Origin of the sequence: Sphingomonas faeni (genome assembly GCF_040407565.1) — a bacterium.
Taxonomy (GTDB): Bacteria; Pseudomonadota; Alphaproteobacteria; order Sphingomonadales; family Sphingomonadaceae; genus Sphingomonas; species Sphingomonas faeni_F.
In genome coordinates, this window is the sequence record NZ_JAPZPR010000003.1 from 265,435 (window position 1) to 284,366 (window position 18,932).

General features: G+C 65.6%; 16 protein-coding genes. 6 read left to right on the plus strand and 10 right to left on the minus strand.

The window, feature by feature from the left end; translation table 11 throughout:
* Window positions 1–29 precede the first annotated feature (29 nt).
* The 3 genes from O6Y00_RS07990 (at window position 30) to O6Y00_RS08000 (ending at window position 3,363) form a co-directional block, all read left to right on the plus strand.
* Window positions 30–1,004: a quinone oxidoreductase family protein gene (locus O6Y00_RS07990; RefSeq protein ID WP_353442060.1), complete on the plus strand. Its 975-nt coding sequence runs from the start codon at window positions 30–32 to the stop codon at window positions 1,002–1,004.
* Between the two features lie 341 nt (window positions 1,005–1,345).
* Window positions 1,346–2,026: a response regulator transcription factor gene (locus tag O6Y00_RS07995; protein ID WP_353442061.1), complete on the plus strand. Its 681-nt coding sequence runs from the start codon at window positions 1,346–1,348 to the stop codon at window positions 2,024–2,026.
* Window positions 2,026–3,363 carry a sensor histidine kinase gene (locus tag O6Y00_RS08000; protein WP_353442062.1) on the plus strand — a complete coding sequence of 446 codons (1,338 nt, stop codon included), beginning with the start codon at window positions 2,026–2,028 and terminating at the stop codon, window positions 3,361–3,363. The genes O6Y00_RS07995 and O6Y00_RS08000 overlap by 1 nt, the downstream gene beginning before the upstream one ends.
* Before the next feature lie 63 nt (window positions 3,364–3,426).
* Here the strand turns inward: O6Y00_RS08000 and O6Y00_RS08005 are convergent, their stop codons facing one another.
* The 8 genes from O6Y00_RS08005 to aroQ form a co-directional block, all read right to left on the minus strand.
* Window positions 3,427–6,003, minus strand: a complete 2,577-nt coding sequence (locus O6Y00_RS08005; RefSeq protein WP_353442063.1) for a TonB-dependent receptor — start codon at window positions 6,001–6,003, stop codon at window positions 3,427–3,429.
* Between the two features lie 140 nt (window positions 6,004–6,143).
* Entirely contained in the window at window positions 6,144–7,481 is a 1,338-nt protein-coding gene (locus O6Y00_RS08010; protein WP_353442064.1) for an ABC1 kinase family protein, read from the minus strand.
* 515 nt (window positions 7,482–7,996) lie between these two features.
* Window positions 7,997–9,409, minus strand: coding sequence for a type I glutamate--ammonia ligase (gene glnA, locus O6Y00_RS08015; protein ID WP_056062965.1), 1,413 nt, complete (start codon window positions 9,407–9,409; stop codon window positions 7,997–7,999).
* A 144-nt stretch (window positions 9,410–9,553) separates the two neighbouring features.
* Entirely contained in the window at window positions 9,554–9,892 is a 339-nt protein-coding gene (locus O6Y00_RS08020) for a P-II family nitrogen regulator (RefSeq protein WP_055875939.1), read from the minus strand.
* A gap of 184 nt (window positions 9,893–10,076) precedes the next feature.
* The gene (locus tag O6Y00_RS08025) at window positions 10,077–10,412 is read right to left on the minus strand and encodes an arsenate reductase family protein (protein ID WP_353442065.1); all 336 of its coding nucleotides are present in this window, start codon (window positions 10,410–10,412) and stop codon (window positions 10,077–10,079) included.
* Window positions 10,413–10,544: 132 nt separating this feature from the next.
* On the minus strand, window positions 10,545–11,897 hold the full coding sequence (gene accC / locus O6Y00_RS08030) for an acetyl-CoA carboxylase biotin carboxylase subunit (protein ID WP_056062974.1): 1,353 nt from the start codon (window positions 11,895–11,897) through the stop codon (window positions 10,545–10,547).
* Window positions 11,897–12,385, minus strand: coding sequence for an acetyl-CoA carboxylase biotin carboxyl carrier protein (gene accB, locus O6Y00_RS08035; RefSeq protein WP_056050738.1), 489 nt, complete (start codon window positions 12,383–12,385; stop codon window positions 11,897–11,899). Before accB ends, accC begins: the two co-directional genes overlap by 1 nt.
* 14 nt (window positions 12,386–12,399) lie before the next feature.
* A complete protein-coding gene (gene aroQ, locus O6Y00_RS08040) occupies window positions 12,400–12,846 on the minus strand; it encodes a type II 3-dehydroquinate dehydratase (RefSeq protein WP_435368599.1) in 447 nt (148 codons plus the stop codon).
* A 146-nt stretch (window positions 12,847–12,992) separates the two neighbouring features.
* On the opposite strand from aroQ, the gene thiS reads away from it, so the two are divergent.
* The 3 genes from thiS (at window position 12,993) to O6Y00_RS08055 (ending at window position 15,201) form a co-directional block, all read left to right on the plus strand.
* Window positions 12,993–13,985 carry a sulfur carrier protein ThiS gene (thiS, locus tag O6Y00_RS08045; RefSeq protein ID WP_082441445.1) on the plus strand — a complete coding sequence of 331 codons (993 nt, stop codon included), beginning with the start codon at window positions 12,993–12,995 and terminating at the stop codon, window positions 13,983–13,985.
* 123 nt (window positions 13,986–14,108) lie between these two features.
* Window positions 14,109–14,291, plus strand: a complete 183-nt coding sequence (locus tag O6Y00_RS08050) for a CsbD family protein (protein ID WP_056050734.1) — start codon at window positions 14,109–14,111, stop codon at window positions 14,289–14,291.
* Window positions 14,292–14,547: 256 nt separating this feature from the next.
* Entirely contained in the window at window positions 14,548–15,201 is a 654-nt protein-coding gene (locus O6Y00_RS08055; RefSeq protein WP_353442066.1) for an HAD-IA family hydrolase, read from the plus strand.
* Window positions 15,202–15,321: 120 nt separating this feature from the next.
* Here O6Y00_RS08055 and O6Y00_RS08060 read toward each other — a convergent pair whose 3' ends face one another.
* Both O6Y00_RS08060 and O6Y00_RS08065 read right to left on the minus strand, forming a co-directional pair.
* The gene (locus tag O6Y00_RS08060) at window positions 15,322–16,992 is read right to left on the minus strand and encodes a formate--tetrahydrofolate ligase (protein ID WP_353442067.1); all 1,671 of its coding nucleotides are present in this window, start codon (window positions 16,990–16,992) and stop codon (window positions 15,322–15,324) included.
* A gap of 239 nt (window positions 16,993–17,231) precedes the next feature.
* Entirely contained in the window at window positions 17,232–18,827 is a 1,596-nt protein-coding gene (locus tag O6Y00_RS08065; protein WP_353442068.1) for an isocitrate lyase, read from the minus strand.
* Between the last annotated feature and the right edge of the window lie 105 nt (window positions 18,828–18,932).

The following is an 18,932-nucleotide window of genomic DNA, read 5'->3' on the forward strand; positions in this document are numbered from 1 at the left end:
GTGACCGGGAGATTCATCAGGAGGCCGGCATGGCGAGAGTGGCATTCATCGAGAAGACCGGCGGTCCCGATGTCATCCAGTGGCACGACGTCGAACTGCCCCCGCCGGGCAAGGGCGAGGTGTGGATGCGCAACACCGCGGTCGGGCTGAACTATATCGACACCTACCACCGCAGCGGCGTGTACCCGATCGACCTACCCTCGGGGCTCGGCAGCGAGGCTGCGGGCGTGGTGATGGCGGTCGGCGAGGGCGTCACCGATTTCGCGCCTGGCGACCGCGTCGGTACCTTCGGCCCGTCGCGCGGCGCCTACGCGACCGAGCGCAACGTGTCCGCGAGCCAGCTGTTCAAACTGTCCGACACACTCGACGACCAGACCGCCGCGGCGATCCTGCTCAAGGGCTGCACCGCCGAGTTCCTAGTCGAGCGCTGCGCCGAGGTGCAGGCAGGCCAGACCGTCCTCGTCCACGCGGCCGCGGGCGGAGTCGGCCACATCCTGGTCGGCTGGCTTAAGGCGATCGGCGCGACCGTCATTGCCAGCGTCGGCAGCGAGGACAAGGCGGCGCGGACGCGGAAAGCCGGGGCCGATCACGTCATCCTACACAAGTCCGAGGACATCGCCGCGCGAGTCCGCGAGATCACGGACGGCAAGGGCGTGCCGGTTGTTCTCGACGGTGTCGGTCGCGCGACGTGGGACGCGTCGCTGGATAGCGCGGCCAAGCGTGGCCTGATCGTCAGCTACGGCAATGCTGGCGGGGTGGTCGATGGTGTCAACATCGGCGTCCTCGCGCGGAAAGGCTCGCTGTTCGTAACGCGGCCGACGCTGTTCGATTATTACGTCACGCCAGAGGAAAGGCAGGCCGGCATCGCCCGGCTGTTCGCGATGCTCGACAACGGCGCGATCACGCCGGAGATCGGTCGGACCTTTCCGCTTGAGGAAGCTGCCGCCGCCCATCGCGCAATCGAGGCGGGTGAGACTTCGGGGAGCACGATCCTGCTACCGTAACTGTGTGCCAGAAGGTGTGTTCACGCGAAGGCGCGAAGGCGCGAAGAAGATTTATTCGCGCGGAGACGCGGAGACGCGGAGGTGTTGCGGGCGGTATGGCCGTCTCGTTCATCATCTTGCGGCGCTGATAGGGGGCCGTTGGTCCCGGAGAACTCTCCGCGTCTCCGCGTCTCCGCGTGAACCCATTCTTCTCATCTCTTCGCGCCTTCGCGCCTTCGCGTGAACCAATACGACGCTTTCGCTAGGCGACGGACGGCGTTGTGGCCTCCGCCTGAGCCCGCAAGACGCTTGTACGCGCGACGATCCACGATAGGACAGATGCTTGCCCGAGTGAGACCGTGATGAGCCTGAACATTCTGCTGGTCGAGGACGATGCCGTGTTCGCGCAGGCGATGGCGGAGGAACTGCGCGGGTTCGATCACGAGGTGGCGATCGCCGCCGATGGCCGAGACGCGCTCGCCGCGGTGGACAGCCAGGCGTTCGACGCGGTGATCCTCGACCGGATGCTGCCGAAGATCGACGGCATCTCCGTGCTGGAACGGTTGCGGGGCGCGAATATCACGATGCCGTTCATCATGCTCAGCGCGCTCGGCCGCTCGGTCGAGAAGGTCGAGGGGCTGGAGGCCGGCGCGGACGACTATGTGGTCAAGCCGGTCGCGGCGGTCGAACTGAACGCACGCCTGCTCGCCTTGATGCGCGGGCGCGGCTGGACCGGTAGCGCCGGTGACACGATCCACGCCGGCGATATCGTCGTCAGCCCGACCAAGTTCCGCGCGTGGCGCGACGGCATCGCGCTCGATCTCGGCAAGCTCGAGTTCAAATTGCTCGCCGAGTTCGTCGCCAATGCCGATGCGGTGCTGACCCGGGCGATGCTGGTCGAGCGAGTCTGGGGGTACGACTTCGCCCCGACCACCAACATCGTCGACGTCTATGTCCGCCACCTGCGCGTCAAGCTGACCGCAGCCGGTGGCGAGGACCCGATCCTGACGGTACGCGGCGTCGGCTACACGTTGCGCGGGTGATGCGGTTTCGCTCGCTGCGCGCGCTGACCGCCGCGTTCCTGCTGGTGTTTCTGGTCGCGACGCTCGGCACCGGAATCGCCATCTATTCGGCGACGCTGCGGACGATCGAACGGCTGGTCGATCGTCGTATCCTGACGGTCAACCATGAGGTCGGCGGCGCGCGCGGGGATCGACGACCCGCGGATATCTTTCGTCGGATCGATGCGGCGACCCGGCAGCGCGACACCGGCGATATCGGCTTCCTGTTGCTTAATGCGCAGGGTCGGAGCCTTGGCGGCAACATCGTGCTGCCCCGTCGCCTGCCGCTCGGGTTCTCAACGATCGAGGCGGACGACCGGATCGCCGGCCTGTCCGCGGGACGGGCGCTCGTCCGCGACGTCGGCGGCGGGATGACGCTGACCACGGTCGCAGAGACCGAGCCGTTCGACGATTACGGCGCGGCGCGGGTCCGCATCTACCTGATCGGGTTCGGGTCGATCCTGCTGATCGTCGTCGGCGGTCTCGTATATTTCGTCGTCACGATCGGGCGGCGGATCGGCGAGACGCGACGGACGGTCGACGCGATCATCGATGGCGACATGGCGCGCCGCGTGCCCGTCGACGGCTCGGGCGGCGAGTTCGCGCAACAGGCGCGCGCGTTCAACCGCATGCTCGATCGGATCTCGGAGTTGATGGCGAGCATCAGCAACGTCTCCAACGACATCGCGCACGATCTCCGCACGCCGCTGGCCCGCTTGCGAAGCCATCTCGCGCTCGTGCAGCGACAAGCCGAAACCGAAGCGCAGCGCGATGACCTGGCAACCGCGATCGCGATGAGCGACGAGTTGCTCGACATGTTCGCGGCGATGCTGCGGATCGCCGAGGTCGAGGGTGGCGATCGGCGCGCCGCGTTCGCACCCCTCGACCTGGCCGCCGTGGCCGACGAGATCGCCACGATGATGCAACCGGTCGTCGCCGACAGCGGGCGGATACTGGAGGTCGATGCGTCCCGATCGATCCGCGTCGTCGGCGACCGGCACCTCCTCGGCCAGATGCTCGTGAACCTGCTCGAGAATGCGATCCGGCATACGCCGGCCGGCGCGCGGATCGCGATCGAAGTCACGGCGACCGCCGCCACGGCCATTCTGACCGTCAGCGACAACGGCCCGGGTATTCCGATTGACCGCCGCGCGCTGGCACTGCGGCGGTTCGGCCGGCTGGACGCCAGCCGTCATGACGCGGGTCACGGCCTGGGGCTGCCACTGGTCGCCGCGATCGCCCGTCTTCACCGTGGCGCAATCTCGCTGGAAGACGCCGCGCCCGGCCTGCGCGTCGTGGTCACCTTGCCGGCTGGCTGAAACGCCAAAACCCGAACAGGCGATGGGCCTGCTCGGGTTCGGTGCCTCGGACCTGGACGTCGATCAGAACTTGACCGATGCCTCCATGCCGTACGTCCGCGGCGCGTTGAAATTGCCGTAATCGCCGAGGATGTTGTTGATGCTGCCCGTCGTCGAGGTGCCCGATGTCGGTGCGGCCGGCAGGCTGTTCGACGGATCGCGGCGGAACACGTACTGCTTGTCGAACATGTTGCGGACCCACGCGGAGATCGTCACCTTGTTGGTGTCGCTGACCGCGATGTTGGCCAGCGCGATGCGGGCGTTGGCGATGAACGCCGGATCGTTCTTGGTCGCGAACTGATCGAAGGTCTGCGTCGCCTGCGAATAGTTGCCGTCGATGTGGAACTTCAGGTCCATGTCGCCGAGCGGCATCGTGTAGTCGATCGATCCGTTGGCGGCGTTACGCGGCGTGAAGACGATGTAGAAGTTCTGGTACACGCCGGTCGACGCGATCAGCACGGGCGGGATCTTCGTGTAGGTGTACGCATAACCCGCGGTCAGCGTCAGGCCGGTGACCGGCTGCACCGTCAGATCTGCCTCGATCCCGCGGATCTTGGTGATGCCGGGGGCATTGATCGTGACGAGGTTGTTGAAGCTGCCGGTCGCAGTGGTCTGGATCGAGCTGATGTCGACCTGGCTGTTCTTGCGATCCATGATGTAGCCAGCGAGGTTCAGGCGCGCACGGTGATCCCAGAAATCGGTCTTTGCACCGATCTCGTACGACTTCACGTCCTCGGGGTTGAAGGTCTGGTAGTTGGCGGTGCGCGAGCTGGCACCGCCGGCACGGTAGCCGGTCGCGTATTTCGCATAGAGATGGAGCGAGTCGCTGGCGTCGTAGGCGAGCGTCGCCATCGGATTGAACCGGTTCCAGCTGGCGTCGAGCGGCTTGTAGCCCGCTGCGGTCAGCTGTGCGGCGGTGGCGGTGTCGTAGTTCAGATTACGCGAGAAGTGCAGCACACCCTGCTTCTCGTCACGCGTGTAGCGGCCCCCGGCAGTCAGGTGGATCGCGTCGGTCGCGTTCCAGGTGACTTGGCCGTAACCGGCATAGCTCTTCGAGAAGACTTCCGATGCGCGGTCGATCGAGCGGCAGCCGACTTGCGAGCCGAACCCGCCCGACCCGATGCAGGGGTCGAGGACGGTGACACCGGTCAGCGCCGTACCGTTCGATACGAACGCGACCGAGTTCGGGGTGGCGGCATCGTCGCTGATGTGTTCGTTGAAATAATAGAGACCGGCGACGTAGTCGAACTGGCCGACCGTGCCGACCGCCTGGAATTCCTGGCTGAACTGGTTCTGGTGAAGATCGGCGAGGCTGTAGCGGCTGAAGTTGCACGCGCTGCCGGTGCAGTTCGGCGCGACCACGGGCACGCGGTGATAGCCGCCGCTATTGTCCCACTGCGTCGCGTTCACGCCGCGCCATGCGGTGATCGAGCGGAGTTCGACTTCGGGCGCGACATCCCAGCGGATGTTCGAGGTGAACCCGTGGGTCTTGTCGATGCTCGGCTGCTGCGGCACGCCGATGTCGGCGACCTTCATCCGGCTGCGGCCGTTGACGACGACCTGGCTCGGCACCGGACGGATCGCGGTCTGCGTGCCGGTAAAGCCGATATTGGTGAAGTTGGTGCCTGGCAGCTTGCAGTTCGGCGACGCGGCCTGTGTGCCGGCCGCGCACCCATTGGGGTTCACGTTGAGCAGCTGGCTGTAGAATGGGCTGTTCGAGTCGTAACCGTTGTCATAGCTGAAATCGGCGGTCATGCCCGAAACCGGGTGAACGCGGGCGGTCGCCTTGAAGCCGCGGCGATCGAAGTAATTCCAGCCGGTCTGTCCGGCGAGCGGGTTCTTGGTGGTCGCACCCTGATACTGGACGACGCCGTCCAGCTTGAGCGACACGCCATAGACTTCGGGCAGGTCGAGCCGCAGCGCGCCGTTATAGCCGCCATAATTGGCAATGCCCGCGGTGGCGCTGCCGCCCCATTTGCCGCTCGGGCCCTTCGTGACGATGCTCAGCGCGCCGCCCTCGGTGTTGCGGCCGAACAATGTCCCCTGCGGGCCCTTCAGGACTTCGATCCGGTCGACGTCGAACAGCGCCGCGTTCAGACCGTGCTGGCGGCCGAGGTAAACGCCATCGATATAGATGCCGACGCCCTGCTCGCGGGCAGGCTGGTTGGCGTCGAGCGGCACGATGCCGCGAATACCGATCGTCAGCGCGGACTGGCGCGCCTCGAACGTCGCGACGCGCAAGCTCGGCACGGCGCCGTCGGCGAGATCGTACAGGCTCTGGACGTGACGATCGGTCAGCGCCTGGCTGCTGAGCACGTTGATCGCGATCGGGGTCTTCTGGAGATTGGTCTCGCGCTTGGTCGCGGTGACGACGATCTCGCCAAGCCCGGTCTGGTCTGCAGGATCGGCGACGGGCGCAGCGGCTGCGGGATCGACAGGGGCGGGATCGACAGGGGCGGGGTCGGCAGGCGTTGTGGCGGCGACGGCATCCGGCGACTTCGCGGCCACCGGATCAGCGTATGCCAGGACTGGCGACGCGATCGCCAGGGTCAGCGCGGCGCCGGCGAGCAACCGCACGCGCAGGCTTGCTGCATTCAACATCGAGATTTCCCTTTTCAGGCACCTTTGCCTTCAAGGGGGGCGATAAGCGGCGCACGTGGCGCGCTCGTTACGGATTTAAGAATCCCGTGACCGGTGATTTTAATGTTGGTTTAATGATGGGGCGGACCGTTGACCGGGTATCACGCGGTGAGCTCGCCAAAGGCCTCCTCGATCATAGCGCGGATATCGACGCGTGCCTTCAACCGAGCGGCGAGCAGCGCGGTGCCGCTGATCTTGCGCTGGACGAACAGCGTGTCGATCGGGGGCAGGTGCCAGGTATCGCGGTCGCGCGCGATCTCGGTGCCCTGTTCGCGCAGCACGCCGACGAACGCGCGGTCGCCGAAGTCGAACGGGCCGGGCTTGGCGAGCTCGGCGAGGATCACGTCGATCATGCGGTCGACGAGCGCGCGGTGCTGGAGCACGGCCGCCTCGCCGAGGAAACCGGCGGCGATAGCGGCCTCGCGCACCGCGTCACGGTCGCCGGCGAGTGCCGCGGTGAGCAGGCGGCGATAGCCTTCGCCGGTTTCGGCGGGGAGGGGGCGGGCAGCACCAAAATCGAGCAGGACGAGCTTTTCCGTCTCGGGCTGCCAGCGGTAGTTGGCGAAGTTCGGATCGGTCTGCATCAGCCGCCAATCGAACAGTTCACGGAGCACCAGCGAGATCAGGTCGTGCATCACCCGGTCGCGGACGTCCTGCGGCGCGGTCTCCAGCGTTTCGACGGGCACGCCGGTGACGAAGCTCATCGCGAGAACGCGTGGCGTCGTGAGCTCGGCATAGAGCTTGGGCACAACGAACTGCGGCTGGTCGGCGAGCAATTCGCCGTAGCGCGCGAGCATCTGCGCCTCGCGGAGGTAATCGGCTTCCTCGTGCAGCTGCTTCTTCGCCTCGTCGAGCAACGGCGCGATGTCGAGCGACTTGGGGAGCATGCCCGACACCCGCAGTAGCGTCGCGACGTTGTCGACGTCGGCGTCGATGCTCTCCTTCACGCCAGGATACTGGACCTTGATCGCCAGTTCGGTGCCGTCTGGCAGGCGCGCGCGGTGGACCTGGCCGATCGAGGCGGCGGCGACCGGGTGCGCCTGGAAATGCGCGAACCGGCGGCGCCAGTCCTTGCCCCATTCGGCGGCGAGCACGCGGTCGAGCTGCTGCGGCGGCATGTGGTTCGCGTTGTTACGCAGGCGGGCGAGGATGGTCGCGAGTTCGGGCGGGAGCATGTCGCCCGCGTCCATCGAGATCATCTGCCCCAGTTTCATCGCGGCGCCGCGGAGGTGGGAGAGCTGGTCTGCGACGCGGGTGGCGTTGGCGGGGGTGAGGAGGAGGTCGCCGATCTTCGGGCGTTCTCCGTTGGCGAGGCGGCGCGCGCCTTCGGCGACGACTCCGCCGGCGACACCGCCCGCGAGTTTACCGAAGACGCCAAGGCGGGCAAGACGGCCGCTGGGGATCGCGCGTCCGGCGCTGTTGCCGCTGTCTTCGGTCACGGGTGTTCCTTGGGTTTTGGGGGCGGGGCGTCTCGGAGGAGATATGGGTGGCTCTAGCGGTCGATCAATCGAACCGAACGCGCGAAGTTAACTAAGGCTACCCCTTCTTGTTCTCCCGCGAAGGCGGGAGCCCAGTCTGGATCCCCGCCTTCGCGGGGAAACAATCTTGGGGCGGGCACCCTGCGCCATACCTTTTCGTCATCCCCGACCCCGTCGTCATCCCCGCGCAGGCGGGGATCCATAAACTCGACCGCTCGCGCTTCGATCGCGCCGTCAGCCAGTATGGGTTCCCGCCTCCGCGGGAATGACGGAAGGGGGCGCCGGCCTGATCTCTCCTCCCATTGAACGCGCCGGGAAGAGGGTTCGTTTGGCCTGACAGAAAAAGGGCGCCCGGATTGCTCCGCGCGCCCTCTCCAATTCAGCGACGTGGCAAAGCCACGCCGTCGGTCGTCGCTACACGACGCCGGCCGACAGCGGATATCCGCTGCGCGGAATGGCGCGAGCGTGGTCGCGCCTTATCCGCTGTAGTACATGTCATACTCGACCGGGCTAGGCGTCATCTCCCAACGCGCAACCTCGGCGTACTTGATCTCGACATAGCTCTCGATCTGGTCCTTCGAGAACACGTCGCCCTTCAGCAGGAAGTCGTGATCGGCGAGCAGGCATTCGAGCGCCTCGCGGAGCGAACCGGCGACGGTCGGGACCTGGGCGAGCTCTGCCGGCGGCAGGTCGTACAGGTTCTTGTCCATCGCCTCGCCCGGATGGATCTTGTTGAGGATGCCGTCCATGCCGGCCATCATCAGCGCCGCATAGGCGAGATACGGATTGGCCAGCGCGTCCGGGAAACGCACTTCGACGCGCTTCGCCTTGGGGCCGGTGCCGTACGGAATGCGGCACGATGCCGAGCGGTTGCGTGCCGAATACGCGAGCAACACCGGCGCTTCGTAGCCAGGGACGAGGCGCTTGTAGCTGTTGGTCGACGGGTTGGTGAACGCGTTGACGGCCTTGGCATGCTTGATGATGCCACCGATGAAATACAGGCACATGTCGCTCAGACCCGCATAGCCGTTGCCGGCGAACAGCGGGGTCTTGCCTTCCCAGATCGAGAAATGCGTATGCATCCCCGAACCGTTGTCCTCCTTGATCGGCTTCGGCATGAACGTCGCCGTCTTGCCGTACGCATGCGCGACCTGGTGGACGACGTACTTGTAGATCTGCATGCGATCCGCGGTCTGCGTCAGCGTGCCGAACGTCAGGCCCAGCTCATGCTGCGCGGCCGCGACTTCGTGGTGATGCTTGTCGCAGGGCAGGCCCATCTCGATCATCGTCGAGACCATCTCGCCGCGGATGTCGACGGCGCTGTCGACCGGCGCGACCGGGAAGTAACCGCCCTTGGCGCGCGGACGGTGACCGAGGTTGCCGCCCTCATATTCGCGACCCGAATTGCCCGGCAGCTCGATGTCGTCGATCTTGTAATAGCTGGTCGAATAGCTGTTCTCGAAACGGACGTCGTCGAACATGAAGAATTCGGCTTCGGGGCCGACATACACGGTGTCGCCGACGCCGGTGGTCAGCAGATACGCCTCGGCGCGCTTGGCGGTCGAGCGCGGATCGCGCGCGTACAGCTCGCCGGTCGACGGATCGCTGATGTCGCAGATCAGGATCATCATGGGCGTCGCCGAGAACGGATCGACATAGACCGCGTCGAGATCGGGCTTGAGCGTCATGTCGCTCTCGTTGATCGCCTTCCAGCCCTCGATCGACGAGCCGTCGAACATCAGGCCGTCGGTCAGCTCGTCTTCGCCGATCAGGCTCGCGACCATCGTCAGATGCTGCCACTTGCCCTTGGGATCGGTGAACCGCAGATCGACCCACTCGATCTCCTGGTCCTTGATCATATTGAGAACGTCGGAGGCCGAATTCGCCATGATGCTTGCCCTTCGTTTTTGAGACTTCCGCCGCATCATGCGGGGAATCTAATTGCGGTATGAAACAGAATTTCCACACAATGTTGCGTCGCGTCAAATGACGATGTCGTCACTCGTCGTCAACGCAATATGCGTGGTCTGGAACTAGATTGCGTCGTCGTCGCGCTCGCCGGTGCGAATGCGGAGCGCGCTCTCTACCGGGATGACGAAGATCTTGCCGTCGCCGATCCGGCCGGTCTGTGCGGCCGCGGCGATCGCCTCGACGACGCGTTGCGCGAGCCCGTCTTCGACGACGACCTCGAGCTTCACCTTGGGCAGGAAGTCGACGACATATTCCGCGCCGCGGTACAGTTCGGTATGGCCCTTCTGCCGGCCGAACCCCTTGGCCTCGGTCACGGTGATGCCGCTCACGCCGATCTCGTGCAGCGCTTCCTTCACCTCATCCAGCTTGAACGGCTTGATGATGGCTTCGATCTTTTTCACAGGTACGCCCCCGATTGTCGTTGAAACCCTCGCCCTTGCGAGCGAGCCGTCCGCCCTGAAGGGCGCCTTGCACCAAGCGTGCCAGCCCCAGCGCCCTCGGGCAACCGCGGAATATCGTTGATTTCACTGCCCGAAATTGCGGCACCTGGGCGGTGCGTGCGCAATCCAAGGGCAGGGGAGCCGATCACAGGATGTCGTGCAGCCGCGCGATCGGGCGGCCGAGCCGGACGCCCTTATCGGTCTCGACCAGCGGGCGCTCGATCAGCAGCGGATCGATCATCATCGCATCGAGGATCGCCTCGGCGTCGCCATGCTTGACCGCCTTGGCGCCGTCCTCGGCCATGCGCAGGCCTTGGCGCGGCGTCATGCCGGCGCGGTCGTAGAGGCGGACGAGTTCTGAGCGGGAGAGTGGGGTCTTCAGATATTCGACGATCGTGACATCCGCCCCTGCCTCTTGCAGCAGGACGAGAGCCTCGCGGGACTTCGAGCAGCGCGGGTTGTGGTAGATCGTCGCCTTCACGAATGCTCCGTTAAAACTCCCCTCCCTGGAAGGGAGGGGTAGGGGGTGGGTCGGTTGCGAGGGAACGTCCGGCCCGCCCCGAGCCGACCCACCCCCGGCCCCTCCCTTTCAGGGAGGGGTGGAGTCAGGCGTTCACGCCCCCTGCTTGGCCAACCACTCTTCCAGCCACTTGATCGTGTACGCGCCCTCTTGGAACTCAGGATCGTCGAGCAGCGCACGGTGCAGCGGGATCGTCGTCGTGACGCCCTCGATCACCATCTCCTCGAGCGCACGCCGCAACCGGCGCAGCGCACCCTGCCGAGTCGTCCCGTAGACGATCAGTTTTGCGATCATCGAGTCGTAGTAAGGCGGCACGCGATAGCCCGCATACAGCCCGCTATCGACGCGCACATGCATCCCGCCCGGCGCGTGATACACCTTCACCAGCCCCGGCGACGGCGCGAACGTGCGCGGGTCCTCGGCGTTGATGCGGCACTCGATCGCATGACCGCGGAACTGGACGTCTTCCTGGCGGAGCGTCAGCGGATGACCTTCGGCCACGCGGATCTGCTCGCGCACCAGGTCCAGCCCGGTGATCATCTCGGTCACCGGATGCTCGACCTGGAGCCGGGTGTTCATCTCGATGAAGTAGAATTCGCCCGCTTCCCACAGGAACTCGATCGTCCCCGCGCCGCGATAGCCCATGTCGGCCATCGCCTTGGCGACGATCCCGCCCATCCGCTCGCGCTCTTCGGCGGTGATGATCGGCGAGGGCGCTTCCTCGAGCACCTTCTGGTGGCGACGCTGGAGCGAGCAGTCGCGCTCGCCCAGGTGGATCGCGTTACCCTCACCGTCGCCGAAGATCTGGAATTCGATATGCCGCGGATTGCCGAGGTATTTTTCCATGTAGACGGTGGCGTCGCCGAACGCGGCCTTCGCCTCGCTGCCGGCCTGCTGCATCTGCGTTTCGAGATCGTCGGGGTCGTTGACGACCTTCATCCCACGACCACCGCCGCCGGACGCCGCCTTGATGATCACCGGGTAGCCGATCGACTCGGCGATCCGCTTGGCCTCGGCGATGTCGCTGATCGCGCCGTCCGAACCGGGGACGAGCGGCAGCCCGAGTGCGCCCGCGGTGCGCTTCGCCTGGACCTTGTCGCCCATCGTGCGGATGTGCTCGGGCTTGGGCCCGACGAACAGGATGTTGTGCAGCTCGACGATCTCGGCGAACTGCGCGTTCTCGCTGAGGAAGCCGTAGCCGGGATGGATCGCGTCCGCGCCCGAGATCTCGGCCGCCGAGATGATGTTCGGGATATTCAGATAGCTGTCCGCGGCAGACGGCGGTCCGATGCAGATCGCCTCGTCCGCGAGCCGGACGTGCATCGCGTCGGCGTCGGCGGTCGAGTGCACGGCCACCGTCTTGATGCCCATCTCATGGCAGGCACGGTGGATCCGCAGCGCGATCTCGCCGCGATTCGCAATGAGCAGCTTCTTGATTTGCGGCATTATTCCACCACGACCAGCGGCTGGTCGAACTCGACCGGCTGGCCGTTCTCGACCAGGATCGCGGTCACGGTGCCGGCCGATGGCGCGACGATCGTGTTCATAACCTTCATCGCCTCGATGATCAGCAGCGTGTCGCCAGCATTGACCTTCTGGCCGACCGTGGAGAACGGCTTCGCCTCGGGGTTGGCGGCGAGATAGACGGTGCCGACCATCGGCGACTTGACCGCGCTAGCGCTGATCGCGGGAGCGGACGCGCCGACCTCGGCCTGCGGGATCGACAGCGGTGCCGAGACGGGGGCCGGGGCGGGCGCCTGCGCGTAGTGTGCGACGGGTGCTGCCTGCGCAGCCTTTCGTGCAACGCGGATCCGGCGTGAGCCGTCCTCGACTTCGATCTCGGTCAGCTGCGTGGTGTCGAGCAGTTCGGCGAGCTGGCGCACCAGGGTCACATCGACCTGCATCGCACCGGTGTTTTCGGTTGTATCGTTCATGGCGGGGCCTCCTGTCAGAACCGTGCGACGGCTTCAAGCGCGAGCAGATACGAAAGCGCGCCGAAACCCGCGATCGTGCCCTTCGCCGCCTGACCGACCAGGCTCACATGCCTGAACAATTCACGCGTATGGGGATTGGAAAGATGCACTTCGATCACCGGCGTCTTCACGCCCTTGATCGCATCGTGCACCGCGACCGAGGTATGCGTGAACGCACCCGCGTTGAGGATCACGGCCTTGGCACCGCGCGCCTGCGCCTCCTGGATCCAGTCGACGAGGTGACCCTCGTGATTCGACTGGCGCATGTCGATCTCCAGGTCGAGCTCGCGGGCGCGGTCCTCCAGCATCCCGGCGATATCGTCGAGCGTCTCGTCGCCATAGATTTCCGGCTCGCGCGTTCCCAGCAAATTGAGGTTGGGGCCGTTCAGGACGAACACTGTCGCAGTGACGGTATCTGGCAAGGGCAGCTCCTGGTTGCGGGGGCTGCAAACGACCCCCTATATGCGTCGTCCCACCCTTACCCGTTCGTGTCGAGCGAAGTCGAGACATGAGACAAGCAGCGGACGGGTGGTTTTTGACTTCGCTCGAAACGAACGGAAAGTTTTGCATGCCCCATTCCGATGGCACCGTCTCGATCACCGTCAACGGCGAACACAAGCGCGTCTCCGCCGGGCTCTCGCTCGCTGGCCTCGCGACCGAACTGGGCCTCGTGCCCGAGAAGATCGCGGTCGAGCGCAACATGGAAGTCGTGCCGCGCTCGACCTTGGCGGACGTGATGGTCGAGGACGGCGACGATCTCGAGATCGTCCATTTCGTCGGCGGTGGCGACCATGAGGACAGCTGGACCGTCGCAGGCCAGACCTTCAAGTCACGGCTGATCGTCGGCACCGGCAAGTACAAGGACTTCGCGCAGAACGCCGCAGCGGTCGAGGCATCGGGTGCGGAGATCGTCACGGTCGCCGTCCGCCGCGTCAACGTGTCGGACCGCAACGCGCCAATGCTGACCGACTTCATCGACCCGAAGAAGATCACCTACCTCCCCAACACCGCGGGCTGCTTCGATGCCGAATCGGCGATTCGCACGCTCCGGCTGGCGCGTGAAGCGGGCGGCTGGGAGCTGGTGAAGCTCGAAGTCCTCGGCGAGGCGAAGACGCTCTATCCGGACATGGTCGAGACGCTGCGCGCGACCGAGATTCTCGCTAACGAGGGCTTCAAGCCGATGGTCTATTGCGTCGACGATCCGATCGCCACCAAGCGGCTGGAGAACGCCGGCGCGGTCGCGATCATGCCGCTGGGCGCGCCGATCGGCTCAGGCCTCGGCATCCAGAACCGCGTGACGATCCGGCTGATCGTCGAGGGGGCAGGGGTGCCCGTGCTGGTCGACGCCGGCGTCGGCACCGCGTCCGATGCGGCGGTGGCGATGGAGCTTGGCTGCGACGGCGTACTGATGAACACCGCGATCGCCGAGGCGAAGGACCCGCTGATGATGGCGGCGGCGATGAAGGCCGCGGTCGAATCGGGGCGGCTCGCCTACCGTGCCGGGCGGATGGGGCAGCGTCGCTATGCCGATCCGTCGAGTCCGCTGGCGGGGCTGATCTGACCCGCCTGATCGCAAAGCAGGTCATGACGCAAACGTCACGGAACCCACGGTAAAGACGGCCGTTATACCTTAGCAAGTTCAAGCGGCCCGGTTGGCGGGTCTGCAAAGCAAGTGGAGGCTCTGATGGGCGAGTTCACCGACAAGGTCGCAGCAGCAGGCAACAAGGTTGCAGGCAACGTCAAGGAAGCCGTCGGCAAGGCGACCGACAACGAGAAGCTGGTAGCCGAAGGCGAAGCGCAGCAGGCCAAGGGCACCGCGCAGAACGTCAAGGGCAGCGTCAAGGGCGCACTCGGCGACGACATCTAAGCTTTAGCTTAGTGTAGGAATACAGGCCGCTTCGGGAAACCGGAGCGGCCTTTTCTTTGGGTGTTTGGTTGAGGCTGCACCGCTACCCACGACCACTCCGGCGAAGGCCGGGGCCCAAGAGGGGGACGATTCTGATTAAGGGCGGCGCGCCGTTACCTCGGACATGCCAATTGGGCCCCGGCCTTCGCCGGGGTGGTGCAGAGAGCCGAACCAAACATCCTTGCCCAACCCGCCAACCTCCCCCACGAGCAGCCGCATGACCCTCCCAACCCGAAGCTACGCCGCCTTCCTGTTCGACATGGACGGCACGATCCTCACCTCGATCGCGTCGGCCGAGCGCACCTGGACCAAATGGGCGATCGCACATGGCCTCGACGCTGCGACGTTCGTGCCGACGATCCACGGCGTGCAGTCGGTCGAGACGGTCCGACGGCTGAACCTGCCCGGCGTCGATCCGGTCGCCGAAGCGGCCGCGATCACCGCGGCCGAGATGCTGGACGTTGGCGACATCGAACCGATCGCCGGCGCAGCCGCGTTCCTGGCCAGCCTGCCGCCCGAACGCTGGACGATCGTCACCTCGGCGCCGCGCGCATTGGCCGAAGTGCGGTTGAAGGCTGCCGGCTTGCCGATGCCTGCCACCATGATCGCAGCCGATGACATCCCAAACGGCAAACCCGCACCGGACTGCTTTCTGGTCGCCGCCGAACGGCTCGGCGTGGCCGCTGGCGATTGCCTGGTGTTCGAGGACGCCGCCGCTGGGATCGCAGCGGGTGAAGCGGCGGGGGCGGATGTGCTGGTCATCACCGCCACGCACTCGCAGGGGGTTAAGACGTCGCATCCGACGGTGGCCGATTATATCGGGCTATCGGTGGTGGCGCGTGCGGACGGGCTTGCCCTCACGCAAGACTGATACACCCCCGCTCGTCATCCTGACGAAAGTCAGGACCCAGGATACCAGATGCCGCCCATCGTGGCTCTGGGTCCTGACTTTCGTCAGGATGACGAGCGTGGGCGAGCGTCCAACCTGCTCTCAGAACAGTCCCTCGATCAGCCCTTCGTCGTTCAGGTGGATCGCCTCTGCCGCCGGCACGCGGGGCAGGCCCGGCATCGTCATGATCTCCCCGCAGATCGCGACGACGAACCCCGCTCCCGCCGCGAGACGGACTTCGCGGACTGGCACGATGTGGCCGGTGGGCGCGCCCAACAGAGCGGGGTCGGTCGAGAAACTATACTGCGTCTTGGCGAGGCACACGGGCAGATGCCCGTACCCCGCATCCTCCCAACGCTTGAGTTGCGCGAACACGCTCGGCTCCGCGACCGCATGCTCCGCACGATAGATCCGCCGCGCGACCGTATCGATCTTGTCGAACAGCGACAGTTCGTCGCCATAGATCGGCGCGAACCCACCGCCATGCGTCTCGCAGATTTCGGCGACCGTGTCGGCCAGTTCCACCGCGCCCGCGCCACCCTCGGCCCAATGCCGGCACAGGATCGCGCGCGAGCCGTGCTGTGCGGCGGCCTCCTGAATGGCGGCGATCTCGGCATCGCTGTCGGTGTAGAAATGGTTGATCGCGACGATCGCGGGGACGCCGAACTGGCGGATGTTCTCGATGTGGCGGACGAGGTTGACCGCACCCTTGCGGACCGCGTCGACATTCTCCTGCGCAAGGTCGGCCTTCGCGATGCCGCCATTCATCTTCAGCGCGCGCGCGGTCGCGACGATCACGACCGCGTCGGGGGCGAGCCCTGCCTGACGGCACTTGATGTTGAAGAACTTTTCCGCACCGAGATCAGCACCGAAGCCGGCTTCCGTGACGACGTAATCGCCCAGCCACAGCGCGGCGCGTGTCGCGATCACGGAGTTGCAGCCGTGCGCGATGTTGGCGAACGGGCCGCCGTGAAGGAACGCGGGCGTGCCTTCGAGCGACTGGACGAGGTTGGGCTTGATCGCCTCTGCCAGCAGCACCGCCATCGCGCCGTCGGCCTTTAGGTCGCGCGCGGTAATGGGCGTCCGGTCGCGCGTGTAGGCAACGACGATATCGCCGAGCCGGCGTTCCATGTCGGCGAGGTCATCGGCTAGGCACAGGATCGCCATCACTTCGGACGCGACGGTGATGTCGAAGCCAGACTCGCGCGGGTAGCCGTTGGCGACGCCGCCGATCGATTGGACGATGTCGCGCAGCGCACGGTCGTTCATGTCGAGGACGCGGCGCCAGACTACGCGACGGATGTCGATCTGAAGCGCGTTGCCCCAGTGGATGTGGTTGTCGATCATCGCGGCCAGCAGGTTGTGCGCGGCGGTGATGGCGTGGAAATCGCCGGTGAAGTGGAGGTTGATGTCCTCCATCGGCGCGACCTGCGCACGGCCGCCGCCAGTCGCGCCGCCCTTGGTGCCGAAGCACGGCCCGAGCGACGGTTCGCGCAATGCGAGCACGGCTTTGCGGCCGGTGTGGCGGAGCGCGTCGGCGAGGCCGATCGAGGTGGTGGTCTTGCCTTCGCCTGCCGGGGTCGGGTTGATCGCGGTGACGAGGATCAGGCGGCCTTTCGCGGCTGATTTACGGGTTTCGAGCCAGTCTAGCGCGATCTTCGCCTTGTAGCGGCCGTAGGGCTCGATCGCCGCGTCGGGGATGCCGAGGCCGTCCGCGATGGTGGCGATGGGGCGCAGCGCGGCGCTGCGGGCGATGGCGATATCGGTGTCCATGGCGGCGTGCGTAGCGGGGGAGGGGGCGGGTTTCCAGACGCTTTCTCTGGTCTAAAGCCCCTCCCTTTCAGGGAGGGGGGAAGGTCGTCATCTGTTAGAAGATGATCGTTGCCTGATTAGTCGGTGTGACGGAGGGGCTGGAGGCGCGCCGCGGCTAAGCCGCGTCGTCGGACGGGGCTTTTGGCCCCGCCGGCCGGGCATGATGCCGGCGCGGCGGAGCTTGCGCTCCGCCTGCTGCATCACGCCGCGAACTGGTTCATCGTGTTGTGTGCGCCGCCCGCCTTCAGCGCCGCCTCGCCCGCGAAATACTCCTTGTGATCGTCGCCCAGATCCGAGCCGGACATGTTCTGGTGCTTCACGCAGGCGATGCCCTCGCGGATCTCCTTGCGTTGGACACCCTTCACATAGCCGAGCATGCCGGCATCGCCGAAATACTCCTTGGCGAGATTGTCCGTCGAGAGCGCGGCCGTGTGATAGGTCGGCAGCGTGATCAGGTGGTGGAAGATGCCCGCGCGCTTGGCCGAATCCGCCTGGAAGGTGCGGATCCGCTCGTCGGCTTCGTCGGCAAGCGCCGTGCCGTCGTAATCGACGCTCATCAGGCGGGCGCGATCGTAGGCCGAGACGTCCTTGCTCTCAGCGGACCAAGCGTCGAACACCTGCTGGCGGAAGTTCAGCGTCCAGTTAAAGCTCGGGGAGTTGTTGTAGACGAGCTTGGCGTTCGGCACGACTGCGCGGATCCGGTCGACCATGCCTGCGATCTGTTCGATATGCGGCTTCTCCGTCTCGATCCAGAGCAGGTCCGCGCCGTTCTGTAGCGACGCGATGCAGTCCATCACGCAGCGATCTTCGCCCGAGCCGGCGCGGAACTGGAAGAGGTTCGAGGGCAGACGCTTCGGGCGGAGCAGCTTGCCGTCGCGGTTGAGGATGACGTCGCCGTTCTGCGCCGTCGCCGGGTCGATCTCATCGCAATCGAGGTACGAGTTATACTGGTCGCCGAGATCACCCGACTCCTTGCTGACCGCGATCTGCTTGGTGAGGCCGGCGCCGAGCGAGTCGGTCCGCGTGACGATGATGCCGTCCTCGACGCCGAGTTCGAGGAACGCGTAGCGGCACGCGCGGACCTTCGCGAGGAAGTCCTCGTGCGGCACGGTGACCTTGCCGTCCTGGTGGCCGCACTGCTTCTCGTCGCTGACCTGGTTCTCGATCTGGAGCGCGCAGGCGCCCGCCTCGATCATCTTCCGCGCCAACAGGTATGTCGCCTCCGCGTTGCCGAAGCCGGCATCGATATCGGCGATGATCGGGACGACGTGCGTCTGGTGGTTCTCGATGGCGTTAAGCAAGCGCTGTTCCTCGATCGCATTGCCAGCGGCCCGCGCGGCGTCGACCTCGCGGAACATCATGCCGAGCTCGCGCGCGTCGGCCTGGCGGAGGAAAGTGTAGAGTTCCTCGATCAGCGCGGGGACGCTGGTCTTCTCGTGCATCGACTGGTCGGGCAGCGGACCGAATTCGCTCCGCATCGCGGCGACCATCCAGCCCGAGAGGTACAGATACCGGCGGTCGGTGGTGCCGAAATGCTTCTTGACGCTGATCATCTTCTGCTGCGCGATGAACCCGTGCCAGCAGCCGAGCGACTGCGTGTAGTGCGCCGGGTCCGCGTCATAGGCGGCAATGTCCTTGCGCATGATCGCTGCAGTGTAGCGCGCGATGTCGAGGCCGGTAGTGAACCGGTTCTGGAGCCGCATCCGCGCGACTGATTCAGGCGAGATCGCGTCCCACGTGCCGTTCTGGTCGGCGATCAGGTTGGTCAACTGGGCGATGTGGGTCTGGTAGGTCACGGGCGATCCTTCACTGCTGCGTTGATCGTCGTGTAGGGTTGTTGACAGGATTTCTGCGCGAATTGCGGCGCGCCAGCGGGTGTTGGTGTCTGTCGGGTGGATAAT